The 21,689-nt window shown below is 51.6% G+C and carries 19 protein-coding genes; 4 read left to right on the plus strand and 15 right to left on the minus strand.

The features are described from left to right. Window positions 1–146: 146 nt before the first annotated feature. Complete coding sequence (gene nhaC / locus ELY33_RS08550) at window positions 147–1,679, minus strand: Na+/H+ antiporter NhaC (protein ID WP_126946753.1); 1,533 nt, start codon at window positions 1,677–1,679, stop codon at window positions 147–149. 504 nt (window positions 1,680–2,183) lie between these two features. Beyond that, on the minus strand, window positions 2,184–3,125 hold the full coding sequence (locus ELY33_RS08555) for a sodium-dependent bicarbonate transport family permease (RefSeq protein ID WP_126946756.1): 942 nt from the start codon (window positions 3,123–3,125) through the stop codon (window positions 2,184–2,186). Window positions 3,126–3,259: 134 nt separating this feature from the next. Between ELY33_RS08555 and ELY33_RS08560 the strand changes: the two genes are divergently transcribed. Next, the gene (locus ELY33_RS08560) at window positions 3,260–4,228 is read left to right on the plus strand and encodes a LysR family transcriptional regulator (protein ID WP_126946759.1); all 969 of its coding nucleotides are present in this window, start codon (window positions 3,260–3,262) and stop codon (window positions 4,226–4,228) included. Between the two features lie 166 nt (window positions 4,229–4,394). Beyond that, window positions 4,395–4,973 carry a hypothetical protein gene (locus tag ELY33_RS08565; protein ID WP_126946762.1) on the plus strand — a complete coding sequence of 193 codons (579 nt, stop codon included), beginning with the start codon at window positions 4,395–4,397 and terminating at the stop codon, window positions 4,971–4,973. On the opposite strand, the gene ELY33_RS08570 is transcribed toward ELY33_RS08565, so the two are convergent. Further along, window positions 4,935–6,737, minus strand: coding sequence for a TRAP transporter permease (locus ELY33_RS08570; protein WP_126946765.1), 1,803 nt, complete (start codon window positions 6,735–6,737; stop codon window positions 4,935–4,937). The two genes, ELY33_RS08565 and ELY33_RS08570, sit on opposite strands and share 39 nt — an antisense overlap. A gap of 88 nt (window positions 6,738–6,825) precedes the next feature. Continuing rightward, a complete protein-coding gene (locus tag ELY33_RS08575; RefSeq protein WP_126946768.1) occupies window positions 6,826–7,803 on the minus strand; it encodes a TAXI family TRAP transporter solute-binding subunit in 978 nt (325 codons plus the stop codon). Between the two features lie 313 nt (window positions 7,804–8,116). Here ELY33_RS08575 and nhaD point away from each other — a divergent pair, with 313 nt between their 5' ends. Further along, window positions 8,117–9,595, plus strand: a complete 1,479-nt coding sequence (gene nhaD / locus ELY33_RS08580) for a sodium:proton antiporter NhaD (protein WP_126946771.1) — start codon at window positions 8,117–8,119, stop codon at window positions 9,593–9,595. Window positions 9,596–9,652: 57 nt separating this feature from the next. Here nhaD and ELY33_RS08585 read toward each other — a convergent pair whose 3' ends face one another. The 5 genes from ELY33_RS08585 to ELY33_RS08605 all read right to left on the minus strand — a co-directional run bounded on the left by ELY33_RS08585 (window position 9,653) and on the right by ELY33_RS08605 (window position 14,499). Continuing rightward, the gene (locus ELY33_RS08585) at window positions 9,653–12,181 is read right to left on the minus strand and encodes an EAL domain-containing protein (protein ID WP_126947245.1); all 2,529 of its coding nucleotides are present in this window, start codon (window positions 12,179–12,181) and stop codon (window positions 9,653–9,655) included. 86 nt (window positions 12,182–12,267) lie between these two features. Continuing rightward, window positions 12,268–12,939: a glutathione S-transferase gene (locus tag ELY33_RS08590; protein ID WP_126946774.1), complete on the minus strand. Its 672-nt coding sequence runs from the start codon at window positions 12,937–12,939 to the stop codon at window positions 12,268–12,270. A gap of 232 nt (window positions 12,940–13,171) precedes the next feature. After that, a complete protein-coding gene (locus ELY33_RS08595) occupies window positions 13,172–13,750 on the minus strand; it encodes a putative antibiotic biosynthesis monooxygenase (protein ID WP_126946777.1) in 579 nt (192 codons plus the stop codon). A gap of 126 nt (window positions 13,751–13,876) precedes the next feature. Next, window positions 13,877–14,263, minus strand: a complete 387-nt coding sequence (locus ELY33_RS08600) for a hypothetical protein (protein ID WP_126946780.1) — start codon at window positions 14,261–14,263, stop codon at window positions 13,877–13,879. Between the two features lie 8 nt (window positions 14,264–14,271). Further along, a complete protein-coding gene (locus ELY33_RS08605) occupies window positions 14,272–14,499 on the minus strand; it encodes a DUF2835 family protein (RefSeq protein WP_126946783.1) in 228 nt (75 codons plus the stop codon). Window positions 14,500–14,616: 117 nt separating this feature from the next. Here ELY33_RS08605 and ELY33_RS08610 point away from each other — a divergent pair, with 117 nt between their 5' ends. Then, window positions 14,617–15,237 carry a putative metalloprotease CJM1_0395 family protein gene (locus ELY33_RS08610; protein WP_126946785.1) on the plus strand — a complete coding sequence of 207 codons (621 nt, stop codon included), beginning with the start codon at window positions 14,617–14,619 and terminating at the stop codon, window positions 15,235–15,237. Window positions 15,238–15,288: 51 nt separating this feature from the next. Here the strand turns inward: ELY33_RS08610 and ELY33_RS08615 are convergent, their stop codons facing one another. From ELY33_RS08615 to ELY33_RS08640, 6 genes are all read right to left on the minus strand, one after another. Then, entirely contained in the window at window positions 15,289–15,768 is a 480-nt protein-coding gene (locus tag ELY33_RS08615; RefSeq protein ID WP_126946788.1) for a C40 family peptidase, read from the minus strand. 221 nt (window positions 15,769–15,989) lie between these two features. Beyond that, window positions 15,990–16,805, minus strand: a complete 816-nt coding sequence (gene phnE / locus ELY33_RS08620) for a phosphonate ABC transporter, permease protein PhnE (RefSeq protein ID WP_126946793.1) — start codon at window positions 16,803–16,805, stop codon at window positions 15,990–15,992. 31 nt (window positions 16,806–16,836) lie between these two features. Next, entirely contained in the window at window positions 16,837–17,664 is an 828-nt protein-coding gene (gene phnE, locus ELY33_RS08625) for a phosphonate ABC transporter, permease protein PhnE (RefSeq protein WP_126946796.1), read from the minus strand. Further along, window positions 17,661–18,530 (minus strand): phosphonate ABC transporter ATP-binding protein, encoded by an 870-nt coding sequence (gene phnC, locus ELY33_RS08630; RefSeq protein ID WP_126946799.1) that lies wholly within the window; start codon window positions 18,528–18,530, stop codon window positions 17,661–17,663. Before phnC ends, phnE (ELY33_RS08625) begins: the two co-directional genes overlap by 4 nt. A 90-nt stretch (window positions 18,531–18,620) precedes the next feature. Beyond that, on the minus strand, window positions 18,621–19,598 hold the full coding sequence (phnD, locus tag ELY33_RS08635; protein ID WP_126946802.1) for a phosphate/phosphite/phosphonate ABC transporter substrate-binding protein: 978 nt from the start codon (window positions 19,596–19,598) through the stop codon (window positions 18,621–18,623). A 143-nt stretch (window positions 19,599–19,741) separates the two neighbouring features. Then, on the minus strand, window positions 19,742–21,685 hold the full coding sequence (locus ELY33_RS08640) for a metallophosphoesterase family protein (RefSeq protein WP_244208587.1): 1,944 nt from the start codon (window positions 21,683–21,685) through the stop codon (window positions 19,742–19,744). Window positions 21,686–21,689 lie beyond the last annotated feature (4 nt).

The raw sequence follows: 21,689 nt of genomic DNA on the forward strand, positions 1-21,689 counted from the left end.
GCCATGCTTGCTAAACCTAAGCCAATAGCGCTTCAGTTGCCTGGCATAAAGCTTAAGAAAATGCCTAACGTTATAAAGACAAGCACCCCGCCTTTCACAGGTCGGGGTGCTGTCTCATCGGTAAAGCTATTAACGGTTAATGGCGATCAACTTGAGCTAGGAGCAGGCGTCGGGCTAGTAACAGCTGCGCCCGCAGCAGCACCCAATGCTTCGGTAGATGCAATTGCTTCTCCCTGCTTATCCCACAGCGCACGCTCTTCATCGGTCGCTTTAGGCGAGAACAAACCCGTCTGCGCGTAGATAATACCGATCAACGGCGACAACCAGCAGGCAAAGGCCAGCGGAATATATAGCAGGTTCTCAACGTTACCTTCACCAATACCCAGCCCTAATACGCTAATAACGAAGGCACCACCTGCGTTCCAGGGAATGAGCGGTGACATCAACGTTCCACCCTCTTCAACACCACGCGACAGGTTAAGCGTCGAGTAGCCCAAACCACGGTAGGTTGGTGCATACATACGGCCTGGTAACGCGACGGATAGGTAGGGGTCACCCGCCACCAGGTTAGTGGCAAAGGAGGTAGCAATCGCAGACGTTTGAACACCTTTGAACGAGCGCACCTTGGCCATAATGGCTTTAATGATGGTCTCCAGGCAGCCTGTTTTCTCCAACGCTCCACCGAAGCCCAGGGCGATCAGGATCAACGAAATAGTCCACATCATTGACTGGATACCGCCGCGGTTCAGCAGGCTGTCCATGGCTTCCACGCCTGTTTCAATGGAGTAACCATAGTTAGCGTAAGTGACGATATCGTGCAGGCCAACACCCTGAACCGCCATGGCGGTGACCGCACCCGCCATTACGCCAGCGAACAGAGAAGGAATCGGCGGCATTTTCTTAACGGCCAAGCCAATAACCAGCAGCGCTGGCAACAGCAACCAGACAGAAATAGTAAAGTGTTCGTCTAGTGACGCAGTGATGGCGTCAATACGCTCAAAGGAGGCCGCTTGATCATCGATCATGGTGAAGCCCACCACCAGATAGATGACTAATGCGATCAACATGGCCGGAATCGTCGTTGGCATCATGTTTTTGATATGCGAGAACACATCGTTGCCAGTAACCGCCGCTGCCAGGTTAGTGGTGTCGGAAAGCGGAGACACCTTGTCGCCAAAGAATGCACCGGAAACCACCGCGCCTGCCGTCCAGTAAATTGGTATTTCAAACCCAGCACCGATACCAACCAGCGCCAACCCTACCGTACCAACGGTACCCCAGGAAGTCCCCAAAGAAACGGAGACCACCGCACAGATCAACATTGCCGCAGCAAGGAAGAAAGCAGGAGATAAAATAAGTAGGCCGTAATAGATCAGACTGGGCACGGTACCGCTGGCAATCCAGACGCCAATAATCATGCCCACTAAGATCAACACCGAAACCGATGGCAGCGACACGTTGATAACGTGGAATGCCCCATCTTCAATACGTTTCCACCGAAAACCAAGCTTAACACCCACTAGTGAGGTTATTGCCAAGCCAATGGCCAGCGGAATATGCGGGGTAAAGTCGCCAAAATAGAAAATCTGCACCCCAATGGCGATCAGTGTCAGCACAACGGGCACAAGGGCAAGCCCGAGACTGGGTTTTTGACGGACCCTTTTTGGTTTTTCTTCCATCTTATAGACCTCGTTATTATTGAGCTTTTGATTGGTTTATCAGCAGCAATTATTGTCGTTCAACAAGAGTTTCTTAGATTTATCATCTAAGACATTAGCAGTAGACATCCTTTCTAGGGTTCTACTACCCTGCCCTTTTATCTATATCAGCTAATTAATCACAATGCGTCATCGCGCTTTCAACACTTTAACGATATTGCGATTACGTCCCTGTAACAAAAGAATACGAGGGTAACGATAATTTAACGTGTCTATTCCTCGGCTTTTCATGCTGCATTCAGGGGAAATACACGAGATTCGATAGGTAACTTTTTTTAATTAATGTAGACAACTACCCTCTGAGTAATCTAAAAAACCCTCTGCGCAATCTAAAAAAGCCCACTTAAACCATCCCTTTTAATTAAATAGTTTTAATAAGCAGTTGAAACATAGGTAAAGCACTCTAATAACCAAAAGATATACCATAAGAGTTGATCAAATCGACGTGATAGCACGACCCCGTTATCAGCTAATCAAACGTTCAATCAGCTTATGGTAAAGCGGAATACCAAGCATTACGTTAAGTGGGAACGTAATGCCAAGTGATGCGAGCATGGCTAAACCAATATTAGCTTGCGGAATAGCAGCACGCATCGCAGCGGGTGCAGCGATGTAGGAGGCACTCGCAGCTAACGCCGCTAGAATCACCACAGAACCCACCGGCAACCCAACTAGCGCGCCCACTAGAATCCCCAGCAACGACAGCAACAAGGGCGTGACCAGAGCAAAGGTCACTAAGCGCCAATGATGCCAGGGCATTGGGCGCAGCGTTTGCGCCGCGGTTAACCCCATTTCTAACAAGAACAACGCCAGTACGCCTTTGAAAGCCCCGGTAAACAGTGTGGTGACTTCTTCCCCTTGAAACGGGCCGTATAGCGTGCCAATCACGACCCCACCAGCCAACAGAATAACGCCTCGGTTGGTTAGGGTTTCATGCCACAGCTTGCTGGCACTCTCTTTAACAGCAGCGCCTTGATAGCGTCTAAACAGAGCAATCGCGACCATAATCGCTGGCAGCTCCATAGCAACTAAGTAGAGCGTCACTTCACTACCTACCGCTAACTGGCGTGCTTCGACATAAGCCAGCGCAACCGCAAACGTACCCGCACTAACCGAGCCATAATGGGCGGCAATGCTAGCGCTGTCGGCAGCGGAAAGGCGCACCCAGTGGCGCAAAACAGGCAGCAACATCAGCGGAATAAACGCTGATAGCAGTGCTACGCCAGCAAGCTCTGGAACCAACCCCCAATGAATATTGCCATGCAGCGCCATTCCCCCTTTCAAGCCAATGGTGAGCATCAGTAACAGGCTTAGGGTGTCGTAAGTGGCTTTAGGAACTTGAAGATCCGATTTCACCGCTCCCGCGACTAACCCCAACAAAAAAAACATCACCACGATATCTGGCATCACCATTGCTCCTTAGGCTCAAAAGAGGCTGCATTTTGCGAGCGATGCCAGTAGATAACTAATAATATATTGAAAGAAAACCATAGATAATTATCTATCAGTAAAATTTATTAACTCTAGGAGCTTCGATTGCTATGAATATTCGCCATCTGACCTTTAGGTTACTGCAGGTATACGTGACCGTCGTTAGGTATGGCTCGATCAGCGAAGCCGCAAGGCAACTTCACCTTACCCAGCCAACCGTGTCACAGCAGTTGAAACGACTCAGAGAAGCAATAGGCAGCCCGTTACTAGAACAGCATGCCCAGCGGCTAACGATGACCGCCACAGGGCAAGCCCTTTATCAAGCCAGTCGGGATGTACTGGGGCGCTTCGATGACTTTTCCGACCAGTTAAATGATTTACAGCATGGTAGTAAGGGTCGCTTTAGTATTGCCCTAGTGAATACCGCCCAGTACGTTTTGCCACGCTTGTTAGGCCCTTTTAGCCAAGCGTTTCCTGATGTGGATGTCACCGTGCATATCGGCAATCGCCGACAAGTATTGGCACGCTTTGAGCGCCAAGAAGATGATCTTTATATCTTTAGCCACCCACCAGCGCTCGCTCATGCGGTCGCTTCACGCTTTATGCGCAACCCCTTAGTTGCGATTGCCGCAGCTGACCACCCCCTTGCCCAACAGGCAGCCGTCACCATGGAACAGCTATTAAGTGAACGCTTACTGTTGCGTGAGCCTGGCTCTGCCACACGCATGCTATTAGACAGCTGGCTTCAAGAACACGGCCTGACAATGCAAAAAACATTGCAAATGGCCAGTAATGAGGCCATACGAGTAAGCGTTGCGGCCAATATGGGCGTTGCTGTGTTATCCGAGCACGTATTGCCCAATGAACATCCTGACCTGATGGTGCTACCCGTTCAGGGACTGCCTATTGAAAGCCATTGGCAATTTATTGTGCGCAATGACCAGCGCCTCCCGCAGTCGGCACAGCGCTTTCTTCACTACGTTCACGAACACTTAGCCCAGTGGATTGAACCGCGCTTTGTGTGCAATGAATTAGACACCCTGCTGAACGCTTATCCGTCGTTTCCTTTGCGTGGATAAGACTTCAATAAATTGGCTTGCAGACGCCGTAATCCTAGCTAGTGTTTGAAGTCCATGTTGGTGAGATGATGTCTGTAAAATAAGAATATGTTTAAGAAGGCGCGTTGCTAAGTGGCTAGCCTGTTGCTAGCTAGCACTCAGCATGACTATTTTTAAGGACCTCGCTGTGCAGATTGCCACCCTCGGCCCTAGCGGCAACAACCATGAATTAATTGCGCTGCGCTATTTAGCAAAGCATGGCCAGCCAGCCACCCACCTTCATCTTTTCGAGCAGTTTGAAACGGCGTTTGAAGCGCTTATTGAGGGGCGAGTGAGCCACGTACTTCAGTGCACCGCCCACTTTTCTCATAGCGATTGCGTGGGCCGCTACATGCGCCGAGCCTACCCCGTCGATGTCTTTATTGCGGGCAGCAAGCCCTTGGCGTTAGTTGCCCAGCGCAGTATCGCTACGCCTCGCCACGTAGCCATTCAGCCAGCCACCCGCCACTACACGGATTTGAGCTGCTTTAGCGATATTATCGAGGCACCCACAACGGTTGCCGTGGCGGAAGGCTTGCTGGCGGGTACCTTTGAAGCAGGCATTTGCGCTGAAGACGTCGTCAATCAAGCACCTGAGCAACTTGCGCTAGTACAGTCGCTGGGGCCTGCGCTAGATACCTGGGTGGTGTATGCCACCATTCCGTTACCGACCACGTCGCCGTTGTTTTTAAACGATAAAGATAATAGCAACGCCCGCCACCACTAAGATGACGCGCAGCCAAATAACTTTACGGGCGATGACACCAAACGAGATAGCCGTTAACCCAGCGGCTATTTTTAAGCCATCAAGCAGAGCGCCAACGGGATTAACCGCAAGTTGGATAATATCTGGGTTTGCGACCATCGCCAGTGGAATAATGTACAGCCCGATCCCCAAGGCCATGGCTTTAAGCGCTACCTTCAGCCAGTTTTCACCTACCATGCCAGCCGCGATAAACACACCGCCACAGACAGGCGGCGTAATCGTTGAAAGTAGCGCATACCAAAACACAAACAGGTGTGCCAATAGCGGCTCTAACCCGAGTGATATAAGGGCGGGCCCCGCAACCGACACACAAATCACATAAGCTGCTGTTGTTGGTACCTCCATTCCCAAAATCAGACAAGCAAGCGCGGTTAACAGTAGTGCTGGCCATAGGAGGTCATTAGAAAGCGACAGGATACCCGACGTTATCTTGACGCCAAGGCCCGTTAACGAGAGCACGCCAATTACCAGTGAGGCACAAAGGATAATTGCACCAATAGTGGCAATTTGACGTCCTGCGGTAACCACGGCATCCGCTAAGCGATTTGCAAACCCCGTTAGTGAGAAGCGCAGCGTGACATCGAACAGCAGCAGTGCCGCACCGGCGAAGATCGCGATACTCGCTGCATATTGAGGCGTGTAGCCACCGTTAAAAATGCGCTCCAACAGGAGTACAAACGGCACCGCAAAAAATAGTGAGGTGATCAGCACTTCTTTGGCGGCTGGCTGCTCGCTGGCATCAATCGGCTGCAAGTCATGACGGGTTGCGTAGGCATTAATCCCCACCCAAACCGTCAAAAAATAGAGCACGGCAGGCAGCGTCGCTGCTGCCATGATCTGAGTGTAAGGCGTACCGGTCAACTCAACCATAACGAACGCCCCGGCTCCCATCAGCGGCGGCATTATTTGCCCGCCTGAAGACGCCACGGCCTCTACCGCGCCAGCGAAGGAGCGCGGGTAGCGTAAACGCACCATGGAGGGGATCGTAATTGCCCCCGTCGAGGCAACATTCGCCGACGCTGAACCTGAAATGGACCCCATCAGCGCCGACGAAATCACCGATACTTTAGCCGCACCACCGGTTAAACGTCCGGCAACCGCACTGGCCAAATTCATGAAGCCTTGGCCAGCTTCGCCAGCATTAAGCACTGCACCAAAGATAACGAATATCGCCACGATGCCAACACTGACTCCCGTCAACGAGCCCCACAGCCCCCCTTCCGCAATCGTCAGTGAGCCCACCATGCTTTGCAGCGGCAAACCAGGGTGGCCAAACGCACCCGGCACATACTGCCCGAAAGCTCCGTAAACAAGTGCTAATAGCGCAACCAACGGCAGTGGCCAGCCTATTGCACGCCGTCCTGCCTCCAAAGCCAGCATGATGAGGAAAAGACCAATCACCATCTGCAGATGGGTATCAATAAAACCGTACTGGCTCGCAAGTGTTGCTTCGTTAAGCGCGATATAGCCGCATGCTGCCACACCCAACAGCGTTAGCCCCCAGCCGCTAATGCGTTGAAAAGGGGTTTTGGCCATATAAATCAATACCCAGGGTAGCAGTAGCGCCATATGCAATGGCCTACTCACCAGGGCGGGCGTTAAACCATAAAAAATAAGCCCTAAATGAAACCCAACGCTAATGGCGCCTAGCGCAATCCAACCTGGAGATGCCACCGCATTAGGTGCAGCGTTATCAGCCGTCTGAGAAGAAGAAAGCGCATGCATGCCGAATTGCCTATCCTTATAAAACAACGCAACGGCCTATAGACCGTTGCGTATCACCAATGCCCAAAAAGCGCTGCTAATGCAGCCGTTATCGAAGGCTGTCAGACACATCGACTCCCGCTTCTTCATAATAACGCAGCGCACCTGGGTGCAGTGTACCCGTCATATTACTCAGCATATCCGGCGTGATACTGCTCCACCAAGCCGCTTCTTCGGCCATGGAATCGCGACGCTCCCAGAAAGTTTTGGTTAAGGTATATGCGGTATCGTCATCCATTTGCGTGGTTGTATAAGCAATAACAGGCAGTGACGTGGTCTGTACATCCTGATCCACACCTGGGTACGTACCGCCGGGAATCGTCTGGCGAGCAGCACCTGTTTGCGCTATCTGCTCATCACTAAAGCTGACCAGGGTGATTGGCATGCTGGCAGCGGTTTCAATAACGTTAGGTGTTGGGAAAGAACTAGCTGTCACGAAGGCATCAATCTGGCCGTTTTTTAATGCATCCGGCCCGCTCCCAATGGAAGCATCAGCAATACGCACTTTTTCTTCCAGCCCAAACAACGCCAGATACCGAGTGGCTTCCCGAGCGCCAAAGGTGCCGCGACCAACTAAGATATGCTTACCTTCCAGCGCAGCCATATCAGTCACGCCGCCATCGCCTGCAATCACAAAATGCATGGTGATAGAAGGAATAGGAAACAGACCGCGAATTTCTTGAAAGCGAGGATTTTGACGCTCAGCGAAGGGTCCTTCCCCTGCCATGGCTTGCTCAACTAAGGCTGGTGGCGTCGTAAATACATAGTTACCTTGCCGAGCCATCACCTCCATCACGTTCTGCACCGAGCCCTGGCTCTCCTCCAACGTCAGGATAATGGCATCGTCAGTGCCCTGACGGACTGCTTCAGAGAGCTCAACGCCCATCTGGTAATAGGCGGTTCCCGCCGATGCTGATTTATAGGTAACTCGTGTTTCTGCATGGGCTGTCATTGCAGCCGCGGCAAGGGCAAGCGTAGCGGTCGTGACGCCCAACGTGCGACGAAGTAAGCGAACTGAGTGATGCATATAAATTCCTTAGCGTGTCCAGCGGCCAACGATGTGGCCTCATTTGTTATTGGCTAAAAATATTAATCAAAAGATGAAAGTCGAACCCTGACATCATTGATGCCAGTCAACAACCAATTTGTCATCAATCTCTGTACACTGATTTCAGAACATTGCTATTAGCGAAACGAACAATTTACAAAAAAAATCTCTTTTCACTCCTTATATGGCTAGTTCATTCGCTTTTATTACATATTGCGTCGCAATAAGGGCTGTTACAATATGCCGGCTTTTACACCAATTCCATTCATTTGACTATGGGGAATAACGTCGCATGCTTACTCTGCATCATGACTCTAGCCAGCCACGATCTTATCGTCGCTGGCTTTTTTTATTGGCAGCTTTGCTACCTTTGCTTTGCACGCCCGCTTATGCCGTCGTAGGCGATATTGACCTCACCACTTCTGCAGTTGGCTTCTTTGCTGTTGCGGTGTTCGTGCTGGCCTATGCACTGGTCATGGCCGAAGAAAAACTCCATATGCGCAAATCTAAGCCGGTACTGGTTGCTGCCGGTATTATTTGGGGACTCATTGGCTGGGTGTACGTCCAAAACGGCATGTCCGATACGTCAGAGCATGCGTTTCGTGTGACGCTTTTGGAGTTCACCGAGCTAATGCTGTTCCTGTTGGTTGCCATGACGTATATCAACGCTATGGAGGAGCGCCGGGTATTTGATGCACTTCGCTCATGGATGTTGCGTAAAGGCTTTACCTACCGCCAGCTGTTCTGGCTAACCGGTGGCCTTGCCTTTGTGTTATCACCGATTGCCGATAACTTAACCACGGCGCTGCTAATGTGCGCAGTGATCACCAAGGTTGCGGAAGGTGATAAACGCTTCATCAATCTCGCCTGTATCAACGTTGTGGTTGCCGCCAATGCCGGCGGAGCCTTTAGCCCCTTCGGCGACATCACCACGCTAATGGTATGGCAAGCGGGCATTATTCAGTTCCAGGAATTTTTTATCCTGTTCCTGCCTTCCTTGGTTAACTTCTTGATTCCTGCCGTCATTATGAGCCTTTTTATCAAGGATCAGAAGCCAAGCAGCGTTTACGAAGACGTATGGCTAAAGCGCGGTGCACGCCGGATTATTGCGCTGTTTTTGTTCACCATCGCCACCGCTGTTTTGTGTCATACGTTACTGCATTTGCCGCCCGTACTCGGCATGATGACCGGTCTTGGCTACCTGCAGTTTTTCGGTTATTACCTGCGTCGCAGCCTACCACGCTCGCTGGAGCGCAAGCGTGAACGCTACAGCCGCCGCGGGGACAATAAGAAACTTGAGCAGTTAGGTGGTGTGGTGCCATTTGATGTTTTCAACCGTGTCGCTCGTGCCGAGTGGGACACACTGTTGTTCTTCTATGGGGTCGTTATGTGCGTGGGCGGCCTTGGTTTTATGGGCTACCTTGGACTGCTTTCCGAAGCGCTTTACACCGGCTGGAACGCCACTTGGGCCAATATTGTATTGGGACTTGTTTCGGCGGTAGTCGATAACATTCCGGTGATGTTCGCGGTACTAACCATGGAACCAGAAATGTCCCACGGCCATTGGCTACTGATTACGCTGACTGCTGGTGTGGGGGGAAGTTTGCTTTCCATTGGCTCGGCAGCGGGGGTAGCTGTGATGGGCCAAGCGCGAGGCGCTTACACCTTTATGGGCCACCTGCGCTGGGCGCCGGTTATTTTTATCGGCTACGTTGCTAGTATCATTGTGCATATGTGGCTTAATGCCGACAGCTTTGCCATCTTTGGCTAACGAGCCGCCGCAATAATTATTAGCCCGCTCAGCGCTCACAAGCGCTGCGCGGGCTTTTTAATACGCCTCAAATAAATACTCAATTGGCGTCGGGCGGCCAAACAAGTAGCCCTGATAGTGATAACAGCCATGGCCTTTTAGCCAATCAAGCTGCTCTTTTTTCTCGACACCTTCAGCGACCACGGTTAAGCCAAGACTCGCCGCCAAAAGAATCGTGGTGTCGACAATCGCCGCATCAGTCTTGTCCGTTAACAATTCGCGAATAAACGACTGATCAATCTTTAACTCGTCCAACGGTAAGCGCTTTAAGTAACTCAGCGATGAATAGCCCGTGCCAAAGTCGTCCAGCGCGAAGCGAATCCCTTGAGAACGAAGCTTCAACATGGTGTTGCGTACTCGCGTGGGCTCACTCATCAACAAGCTCTCCGTTACTTCCAACACCAAACGGCTAGGCGGCGCCTGTGTTTGTGCTAACAAACCTTCCACAGTGCGCACGAAATCAGGCTGTTGGAACTGCACTGAACTCACATTAACAGAGATAGTAAGTGCTGCGTATGCAGGTTGCAGCGCCCATTTTGCTAATTGTTCACAGGCTGTTTTCAGCACCCAGAAACCAATAGGCAGGATCAGCCCATTCTCTTCCGCTAGGGGAATAAAGGTGGCTGGAGATACCCAGCCTCGCTGGGGATGATACCAGCGCAACAGCGCCTCAACGCCCGTCGTGATATCGTGATGATCGACCTGCACTTGATAATGTAGTGACAGCTCATTACGTTCCAGGGCTTGATGCAGGTCACCCTCAAGCTTGGCACGCTCTAGAACACTGGTTTGCATTTCCATATTAAAAAAGCGCAACGTGTTGCCGCCAACCGCTTTTGCTTGTTGTAGCGCCATGTCTGCTTGTTGCAAAACACTGTTCACGCTCAACCCTAAACACGTAAACAGTGAAATTCCAATGCTGGCAGTGATCGGCAACGCACGGTCGTTACGCAGCGTAGCAATTGTCTCTAAGAGCTGTCGTGCAAGGCGTTCGGCCTTATGTGTTGCTTTGCCTTGCTGCTCGCCTAATGTATGTAAGAGCACGACAAACTCATCACTACTAAAGCGGGCAACCGTTGCTTCCTGGGGCAAGTGCCTTTGTAACCTGTTAGCAACATCGATCAGTAATTGATCACCACTCTCATGGCCCTGAATGTCATTTACCAATCTAAAATCATCCAAATCAACAATAAAGATAGCGCTGAAGCTTGTTGTGCACTTGTTTTGATCAGTGACATCCGCTAATAACTCCATGAGACGTCGACGATTTGGCAGACCTGTTAATGCATCATAAAATGCTAAGCGATGAGTTCTGGACTGCATTTCCAGATACTCAGTAAGCTCCGTTGAAATACCACACAAGCTAGGCGCTTCACCTGGCGCCATGGTTAACGGCATCTTAATTGAAAAAAAAGTGCGCACATGCGCCTCACCTTGCAGTCTACTACGCTCTTCAATAGTGACTTTCTTGCCAGAATCTAAAACATTCTGATCTACTATTCTTACTGCCTCCGCGCTAACAGCATCAAAAAATTCATTATCATCTTTGCCAACAATCTTTTCTGCGGGCAGGTTAAAAAGTTCACTAATACGGCGATTCACATAGCGGTATTTTAGTGAGGGCGATTTAATGTAGATATATGCATCTACGCTATCCAGAATAGTCGCCAATAGCGTTTCATTATTACTTAACTGCTCTCGGTTAACGTTCATACGGCGCTTAAGCAGCACATTGCCGATAAGCGCTGAAACAAGCAGTAAAATAAGTAACCCAACTCCCCACCATACCCACGTGGGGGTGGATTGAGATGGGCTCGGCTTAGCTCGCCACCCGCCTAACGTTTCATAATAAATAGAGCTGTTATCCTGCTTCCAGCGCCGTAAAACATTATCAATTTGATTAAGTATTTCACTGGACAGTTGCGGTGATGCTGCATAGAACAACCTAGCAGGTTGAAAGATAACAGGCGTATCGCTCAACCCATAATCGTGAGCCCGCCAGTCACCGAATAGATGATTAGCAGCAACCAAATCTGCCTCACCATCGGCAACGGCCTGAAATCCTCTCGCGAAACTACTCACGGGTAGCCAAGTGACATTGATATCAAAGCGCTCGGTTACCGCCGCCAGATAGCTTTGCTGAACAGAACCCGCAACCACCGCTACACGCTGCTGCTCAAGATCGAAAATAGCCCCGATCTTAAGACCTTTACGTTGGTAAAGCTGTGACCAACTATGCATTACCGGCTCTTCATGGAAGACGATGCGCTGGGCGCGCTCTTCACTCCAGGCAACATCGGGAAGTAAGTTGATGTCGCCCTGCTCTAATAACGTAAGACAATGCTGAAAGTCGCATTGAAGGCTTTCGAGCTGCCACTGCTCTTCTTTGGCAATCGCCTGCAAAAGATCGCCCAGCACACCTCGTGGGCGACCTTCGTCGTCAGCAAATAGCTTCGGCGGATTGTGATATACACCAACCGTCAGAAGTGTCTCAGCCGATAAGGGCGTTGCTGCTAAACATCCGCCCAGCAGTAATATGCCTGACATAAAGCGAGCCAGAACGCGCAACCCTGCTTTTTGCGCAGAAGATGAGCGAGGCCCAAAGCAGCTCAACGTCTGGGACATAGATAAACCTACTCACCAGGCATTGTAAGAGGGCCAGCGCGCTCAACAACCCGTTGCCAGGCAGGGTCATTTTCGATGCGCGCTACAAATGCCGCAATAGCAGGATACGTTTTCAATGACTGCGTCGCAGCAATGGCCTGTAGCGGAAAACTCATTTGTATATCGGCACCGCTTGGCCACTCACCCGCAAAATTACTTCTTTTACCTAGGTGTGATTCGATAATTGCTAGATGTTGTTTCAATTGAGGTTGGATAAATCGCTGCTGCACTGTTGAGCTAATGCCTTTCGCCAACGGCTTAATTAACCACGGCGACTGTTTAGGTAGTTGGCCAAATACTAACCCCATTACTAAAAGCGGCATTAGCGAGCCTTCTGCGTAGTGAAGCCAGTAGCGATAATTCACCCACTCGCTACGATTTTCTTCGCAGAGCGGGTCTTTACTTTCACCATAGCAGTTGACGAGGTAATCAATAATTGCCCCTGACTCAGCGATGGTCAGTTCGCCGTCGGTAATTATCGGTGATTTACCCAGCGGATGGATTTTTTTTAGTGATTCCGGGGCCAGTTGAGTTTTAGCGTCACGCTGATAAACCTCAATGTCATAATCGAGACCAAGCGTTTCAAGAAGCCATAAAATACGGTGTGAGCGGGATTTTTCGAGGTGGTGAACGCGGATCATAACTACTCCATGGGGCGACTCAGTACGCTAGCATTGCGCCAGCGTCAGTTATCCTTTTACTACAAGCGTGTTTAGCTTAGCACTATTGCAGCATTGAACCCCATGAAGCTCAGTAATTATTCAACTTATGAATCAAAAGCTAACGGCACGACTACAACTATTATCAGGCAAAACCTAAACCATTGTTTTAAATATTTTTAATACTTCAGCCATGTTATTAGCCTGACGTTTATTACGTTCTATGCTCATTAAACCAGCGTGACAAAACATCAAATGGCGACCATTTTCCTTCTAACCAGGGGGCTAATACACGCGTTGAAAGTGGAATAAATAAAAACACCATGACAGGCGTTAGCATCATCGTACTCACCAAAATGCGGGGGACCATTGGCCAATCCGCCAATGCATTGCCAAATAGCCAATTAAACAACAGTGATACCGGGAAAAAAGCCAACCACACGGCGACAGCTTGTTTCCAACGCGCAGGCGTGATGCCCGAGCTAGACTGAAACCAAGCATCTAAACCGGTGGCGCGGTGCTCATGGGGCGCGTTGTATAATCCCTTGCCCCGCTGAAGCCATGCATTTCTTGAAGCTGAATGCTCCCAAGCGCTGAGCGTATTACTGCTACTAAAGCGGAAAATGATCTGATATTCGTTATCGCTTTTAGGCGGCGCCAAAACACCAGAGCCTAAATAGCCAGGAAAATCAGCCGCCAAGTCGCGGCCTTCGTTTAACCAACGGTTAAAATCGTGATAACGGCTACTCGCCACTCGGCGAGCTACCATTAGCGTGACAGGTGAGGTAGACATGGTATATCTCCTAATGTGGTCACAGCGCATTGCCGGGTAAGCAAGCTGATTGCTTTCAGGTGGGTAAACCCAAAAGCGGCGATCACATTATACAAGCAATGATGATGCCATGTGGTGACAAGGTGATCACGAGCGGCCAGGAATTGGCTGGCGACGTTCACCACGCTGGAAAGACCTAACGTGTAAGTAAATATCAATGGCGCTGCGAATCGCATCAGCCTCTTGGGCATCTGGCTCTACGACAGGCCCTTTCACCTCCCCACTGGCGCGCAAAATACTATCTACATCAGCACGATAGCGCTCTAGAAGATGCTCTATGTTGATGCGTATACGGTGTACCTCTAGAGAGAATGCGTGCTTTTGCTCGTTTCGTTTAAACGCATCCAGGGGGTTTTCTGCCGCTTCAATCAGGCTTTCCGAGGTATTGAGTACTAATTTTTCTGCGCTGTTTAGATTGGGTATAACGGAATAAATCAGTTCATGGAGCGTTAAATCTGCATCACGATAGTGCATATGCCAAGTCAACTCCTTGGAAGCGGCTGAATGTTGATAAAACGACCCTGATCGGAAAACGCCAACCGATAAACGCCATGAACTCCCTCTTGCCCTACCACGCGGCGCAGCGCTTCAGCGGGAAAAATAACCCATCGACCATCGACACTGCGTGTACGCACGTTCGTGTAGAGCCCTTCGTAATGCGCTAAGCACTCGCTTTTTGAAAGATGGATAACAACATCGATAGTGGGCATAGTGGTGATTAACCAAACAATAGCTAAGCGGTCATTTGATGCACGATGAATACGTGCTGTGATTCACTCGTAGATGCACTATGCTAACCCAAACAGCTTATTCTTCGGTAATTGCTCATGGATCTCTCCTCACTCACTCTTTTTTCAGCTTCTTCACCTACTTGGCAACAGCCCGTCGTGAGCAATACCCATACGGCTCAGGTGAACACAGAGGAGCAAAAGGCTCGTTCCTCTGAGACGACTGCACAAGCAAGTGAAGAAACGGATGCGCCAGCCAGTCGCGAAACGACCGGGCCCACCCGCCCCGACGGCACACCGTTAGCGCCAGAAGAAATTCAACACCTCGAGCAACTCAAGCAAACTGACCGAGAAGTTCGCCAGCATGAAATGGCCCACCAAACGGCAGGCGGCCCTTACACCGGTGGCGCCAGCTACGAGTACGAACTGGGCCCAGACGGCAAACGATATGCGGTTGCGGGTGAAGTCCCCATTGATTACGGCCCAGTGCCTGGCGACCCCACGGCTACCATTGAAAAAATGCAAACGGTCATAGCCGCAGCCTTAGCGCCTGCAGAGCCCTCTTCTAAAGATTTACAGGTCGCTGCTCAAGCTAGGCAATATTTGTTAGAAGCTAAATTAGAAGCGGCTATGGAGCAGAGCGAGATGAACATGGCGCGTCGCGCAGGGGAGGCAACCACGGGAGAGGTGTCATCAACACCTAATGTGCAGGCAGCCTAATTAAATGGCTTTCCCACATCGGCTTGCCGCTACTCATTCTATTAATGTCGCTTATGGTGCTAGTGAAGCCACACCTAAGAAGCGCTGATTCCAGTAATCGATATCCAATGGCACACTGACCACGGCTCGACCGCTGCCAGGTGCATGAATCATCTGTCTGTTTCCGCCATAAATGCCTACGTGTGTGGCTTTGCCACCCTCTCCAAAGAACAGTAAATCGCCTGGACGAGGCGCCTTTGCCTGTGGCAACGCGCGAAACTGAGCGTCAGCGGTGCGTGGTACGCGTATGCCCGCAGCACGATAGGTCATTTCAACAAGCCCCGAGCAATCCAGCCCCTCCGGTGAGTTGCCACCAAAGCGATACGGGGTGCCAATGGCTTGCTGGGCATGAGAGAGAATCAGCGCGCGCTCCATCGAAATACCTGTTTGAGCGCCTGATGAAGGAGCCGTGGCTATCTCTTTGCTGGCACATCCTGCTAATAGCAGCAGCGTGAATAACGTTAACAGTGGGGTCAGGCGGATAAACGGCATACATCGCTCCGGCTCAGCGCGTTAGCAATGCGTTTATCATGGCCTATGCGCAGCTTATCCGCTACTGATTCGTTGGTTGTTATTACCAACGGGCTAGCTAGGCATCCTATCTATTCAACAAACGCGGCTTCGCCCAGCGCGTGGCGCTTATAGCGCATGATATCAACGGTGGTGATGTCTATATTTGTAAAAACGCATGCTTTTTTTCCTCAACAGACTGACTAGATGATCGCATGGCGCACGCGAGCAGAAACCCACTCGGATACCAAAACCGTGGCAAAAATCATCACGAAGATAACGCTAACCTGGTTCCAGGCGAGACTGTTGATTGAGGCATTGAGCTGCAAGCCAATACCACCAGCGCCGACAAGGCCCAGCACCGTAGATTCACGGATATTGATGTCCCAGCGATACACGCTTATCCCCGCAAAGGCAGGCATTACCTGAGGCAACACGCCGTAGTTCATCACCTGCAGGCGGCTGGCGCCGGTAGCGCTAATCGCCTCAACAGGGGTTGGGTGGATCTCTTCAATGGCTTCATAAAGCAGCTTGCCCACAAAGCCAATCGAACGTAGCGCAATAGCGATAATGCCCGCCAAGACACCAGGGCCAAGAATAGTGACCAACAGCATGGCCCAAATCAGTGAGTTGATAGAGCGCGATGAGACGATAATAGTGAGCGCCAAGCTGCGCACCAGCGGGTGTGGCGTGGTGTTGCGTGCCGCTAAAAACGCGACAGGAAACGCCATAATAATGCCCAGTACCGTGCCCAACGTGGCAATGTTCAGGGTATCCCACATTGGTTTCCACAACACGTTGGCGTACTCCCAACGTGGCGGCATCATGCGGCTGATCAAGTCGCTACCCTGACGGCCAGCATCTTCAACAAACACCCACATGGTGTTGTCAGAAATCGCTTTCCAGCAAAGCAGAAATAGGCTGAGACCTAGAAGCCAGGCAACGAACTGCAGCCACTGGGCACGGGTGGTGCGCCGCTGCCAAATCGGCGCCCCTTGGGGGGATGTTGAAACAGGCATAACATTTCCTCTTATGACAAGCGGCGTACGGTTACTGTGTCCAGCGGCGAACGTAACTCGAGGCATACTCGCTCATCAGTACAATAGCAATGATAATCAGCAAGATAGCGGCGGATGTGCCGTACTCGTAGCGGCTCAATGAGGTGTTTAGCGTGGCCCCGATACCGCCTGCGCCGACAATGCCAATCACTGATGACTCGCGGAAATTGATATCCAACCGATACATCGAGAGGCCAATTAAACGCGGCATTACCTGGGGTTGAATGGCGTGGTTCATGGTTTGCCACCAGCTCGCTCCAGTGGCGCGTACGGCTTCAACCTGCCGCCAGTCAAGATCTTCAATATCCTCTGCCAGCAATTTGGCCATAAAGCCAATGGTGGCGAAGGCCAGGGTTAGCATGCCCGCAAACGGTCCAAAGCCGAACATCACCACAAACAGAATGGCGATGATAATTTCCTGAAAGGTGCGCGAAACGGCAATAATCGAACGGCATACGGCATAAACCGGCAAGGGCGAAATATTGCGCGCCGCCCCTAAGCCCACAGGAATGGCCAACAGCACACCAATGACTGTAGAAGTGAGTGTCATGGTTAAGCTTTCCAGCAGACCCGCGAGAATATCGCTTTGACGGCTAACAAAGTCTGGCTGCAAAAACGCGCCTAGGAAATTCAGCGCGCGCCCGGCACCTTCAGCGACGCGTGCCCAGTTCACTTCCACAGAAGCGAGTGCCAGTACCAGATAAACCATCGCGCCTAACACCAGCCCCCAGCGCACACGCGGGTTATCAATCAGCGGCAATCGGCGCCAATAGCCTTTACGCGCCGCCTGTTGGCGCGCCAGTGAATCGGTGCTGCTCATCGCACGCCCCCATCCGCTAGGCTGGCTAACCGACGTAGGTCTCGGCCAGATTGATAGCGATGTGCTTCGCGCTCTTTTTCTTGCTCGTCGGTTTCCTCATCGTCGGCTGGCTCTGGCGTGGTATCCCAGTCCTCTTCACCATAAATAGTTGTAAGAATCTCGCTGGTCAGCTCGCTCGGCTGTCCGTCAAAGACGATTTCCCCAGCCCGCAAGCCCACAATACGGTCAGCAAACTGCCTCGCCAGGGCGACATCGTGAATATTGATAATCGCGGCCAGCTCTCGCTCGGCGCATAATTCACGAATCAGGCGCATGATCTGGCGCGATGTTTTCGGGTCAAGGCTGGCAGTGGGCTCATCAACCAGAAGTAATTTGGGGCTTTGTAACAGCGCACGAGCAATACCAACCCGCTGGCGCTGCCCTCCGGAAAGCGCATCAGCACGCTTATCAATGGCATGAGGCAAACCAACCCGTTCCAGCAAGCGAAAGGCTTCGGCCACGGCGTCTTGGGGGTAACGGCGCAAGAAACTGCGCCAAAACCCCACATAACCAAGCTGGCCAGACAACACATTCTCCATCACGGTCAATCGGTCAACCAGCGCATACTCCTGAAAAATCATCCCCATGGAGCGGCGTGCATGACGCAGACGATTGCCGGATAGCTTGGTCAGCTCGATATCTTCTAAGCGAATGCTGCCTTGCGTGGGTTCTACCAAACGGTTCACACAACGAATCAGCGTGCTTTTACCCGCCCCAGATGGCCCGATTAGCGCCATTACTTGGCCTTTGGGTAGCGTCAGCTGAATATCGGTTAGCGCACGATCCCCAGTTGGGTAACGTTTGCCAACGTCGGTAAGCGTCAACATGAGAATGCCTCATTTACGAATATTCAGGTGCAGAGCAATTCGGCCAGAAAGCTGCCTTCCTGGCCGATGGGGTTTCAGAACTGCCGCGTATTAATCGCAGTCGTAGGTCACACCGTTGGCATCAGCGATGGTGCGAATGACCGCCCAGTTTTTCTGGTACGTAATCGGGATGAACTGCGCTTCGCCGGAGTTAGCAAACTCGGCTTCAAGGGCGGTGCCTTCCCAGTCATAGCTGAAAAACGCATCCTGAATTTTCTCGGCCAACTCAGGATTCAAGTTGTTAGCCAACCCGTAAGCGGTAGTGGGGAACGTTTCAGAGGTGTAAATAATGTCGTAATCGCCTTCATTGACTACACCGCGGGCGATCATTCGAGTGGCCACAGAGTTCGCAATGGCGGCTGCTTCGTAGTCCTTGTTGACGACACCAAGCACGGAATTATCGTGAGAGCCAGAGAACGCAGTTTCATAGTCTTCATCCGCCTTTAGCTCATACTCAGACAGCAGCAGCGCAGAAGGAGCGCGAAAGCCCGAGTTTGAAGTTTCAGCCGTAAAGGCGAGTTGACGACCCCCTAGGTCTGCCACTGACTCAATGCCGCTGCCGGGGTATGTGATAATTTCCATCTCATAACCAAAACTACCGTCTTCAGCGGCCATCATGGTAAAGGGGCGGAAACCGCCACAGTTCACAGCAACGGGCGTACTACCGGTATTGAAACCAGCGACATGCAAACGTCCAGCGCGCAGTGCCTCGAGCTGGGCAGCGTTAGACTGCACGGGAAAGAACTGAACCCGTTTGCCGGTTGCTTCGCTTAGATGATCTAAAAAGTCGGACCACACCCCCGCGTAAACAGCGGGGTCTTCAACCGGCGTATAAGCAAAAACCAAGGTAGCTGGGTCGACCCACTGAGACTCATCAGTCGGTGCATCGGCAACCATGTCACCGTCATTATCAACATAGCGCGAAGAGAGGTCGGCAGAGGCGTTAACCGCTGCAAACGCAAACGTACTAACGACAGCAGCACTAACCAACGTACGAGTAAACGATTGAGACAGACAGAGGGGTTGCATACATCACCTTAGCGGGTTGGTTAACAATGCCGCTATGGTGATGCTCAACCATGACAGTGAAGGGACACTGCCATGACAAGCCGGTAACGAATTAGTGACCGCTTGATGACAGTCAAACAACACACGACTACCCAGTAAAAGTGCTATTGAGATGGCAAATCTGGCTCAGGAAACACTACGTCGTTTCCATCCACGTCTAGCTGGCGAATATCCGTTGGGTGACCTTGCTCATCCAAGCTGACCAGCCCAATCCCGCTTGCATTCCATAGCCGCTCTCCGGCGCTGGCCCGGTCTGGATCTCGCGGGTGAATACTCAATTTACGACGCTTGGTGAACCAATTGAGCGGCGATAAGGGTGCATAGAGCCAACGATTCAAACGGTCAAAGATGTTCAGCAACTGTTTTGGAAACGTATTTTTGATTCCACTGGAAGTAATTTGCCAAAGGTGTGGCGCCTGCTTTTGACGGCGAACAACAATATCGTAGGCGAATGAATAGTGAACGTCGCCCGATAAAATCACGAAGTTACCCGGCGTTTTTGAGTGCCGCCAAATGTGCAGCAGTACATTGGCGGCACCCCGATGTGCCATCCAGTTTTCAGCATCCACCACCAACGGTTTGCCTGCCATGGTGAATAGCTTTTGAATAGTCTCGATCAGCTTGACCCCGAACATCGGGGCCGAGGAAACGATGACAGCGCTTTTGGTACCCAGTAACGCCTGCTGCATTTCCATCAGCGCTTCCCAGTCCATCAAACCCGAAGGGCGATTAGGGCTACGTTCGCTGCGCCAACGGCGGGTGCGCGTATCCAGCACGATCAGGACTGGAGTGCCAGGCACTTGGTACTCCCAACCTTGAAAGCGCAGTAGCCGTTCGATAAAACTATCCTGGGCGCTCGGGTTAAGCCGCCCACCCCCTTCAAAGAGCGTCGAAGCCTGATGCAGCAGAGGATTGAGCTTATCAGGGGCGTTGCCCCACCCCTGGCAAAGTGAATAAGCGACTAACGCATTGCCGATAATACGCTTTGAAAACGGATGGCCGTAGGCGCAGCGTTCCCAGTCAGCGGTCAGGTTCCAGTCATCGGTAACATCATGGTCATCAAAAATCATCAAACTAGGAAGGTGAGCCATGAGACGTGCACACTGGGGAAGCCCGGTCACGAAGTCATCAATCACCGCCTGCTCTTGCCGGTAGGTGTCGGCTTCTTTGTCACCTAGCACGGGCGGCTCAAAGGTAATGAGCTGCCAGGGCGTTGGTGACCATACCAGACAGTACATGGCGAGCATTTCCGCCAGCGTCATTAAGTGGTTTTGCGCATTTGCCGAGGTAAAGACGGGCTTTTTAACGCCACCAAAAAAACGCTCACGCAGCGCCGCATTACTCGTCACGTCCGGTAGCAGTGCTTCACGGTGGTAATAGCTTTCGGGAGCAGCGTAAAGTGCTTGGCTATCGTCTACTGTGGCACCTTCCAATTGTTCATCTACTAACCCTAAACACTCAATCAGGGCGTGAACAGCGCGCAGCATTGGGCCAGCGACGTCATCAACATAGACCTGATCACCCGTCATCAGCAGCCAAGCAGGCCATTCTTGCGGGGTTGATTGGCGTTCGGCTAACCACGTGTCTGCCCGCACCAAGCCATCGGCACTGTCGTGATGAGGTTTACGGCATGAACCGTGCATTAGCCGGTGATGCCGAGAGGCCAGCACAAAGCCAGGGTACGCCTCGTCGTCATGACATAACCATGGCGCCCAATCCGGCAGGCGTTGCCACTCCCCCTGGGTACACTGTATTTGCAGGTCGTAAGCAATTCGCTCGTCGGTGGGCAGCGCGTTCGGTAAGGCAAGGTCAATAAAGTGGATATAGGCGTGCTGGCCAATCGCCACGCATTGATGCGACTTATCCAATGGGTGCGTCTGGGCCTCCACTTGTTCAGGGTAAAGCACCAGTTGCATGGATAGCGGGCGCGACGCGACTAGCCACAGCACTAGCCGTGAAGGCGAAAGGCGGCGCAGCAGTGGCCCCACCAGCACGTCTGGCAATGTCTTGGCGGTTTGCGTCATGTCAGCGCCTCTTTGTTGGGTCATGCAG

The sequence above is a fragment of the Vreelandella andesensis genome, from assembly GCF_003989795.1.
In the GTDB taxonomy this organism is placed as follows: domain Bacteria; phylum Pseudomonadota; class Gammaproteobacteria; order Pseudomonadales; family Halomonadaceae; genus Vreelandella; species Vreelandella andesensis.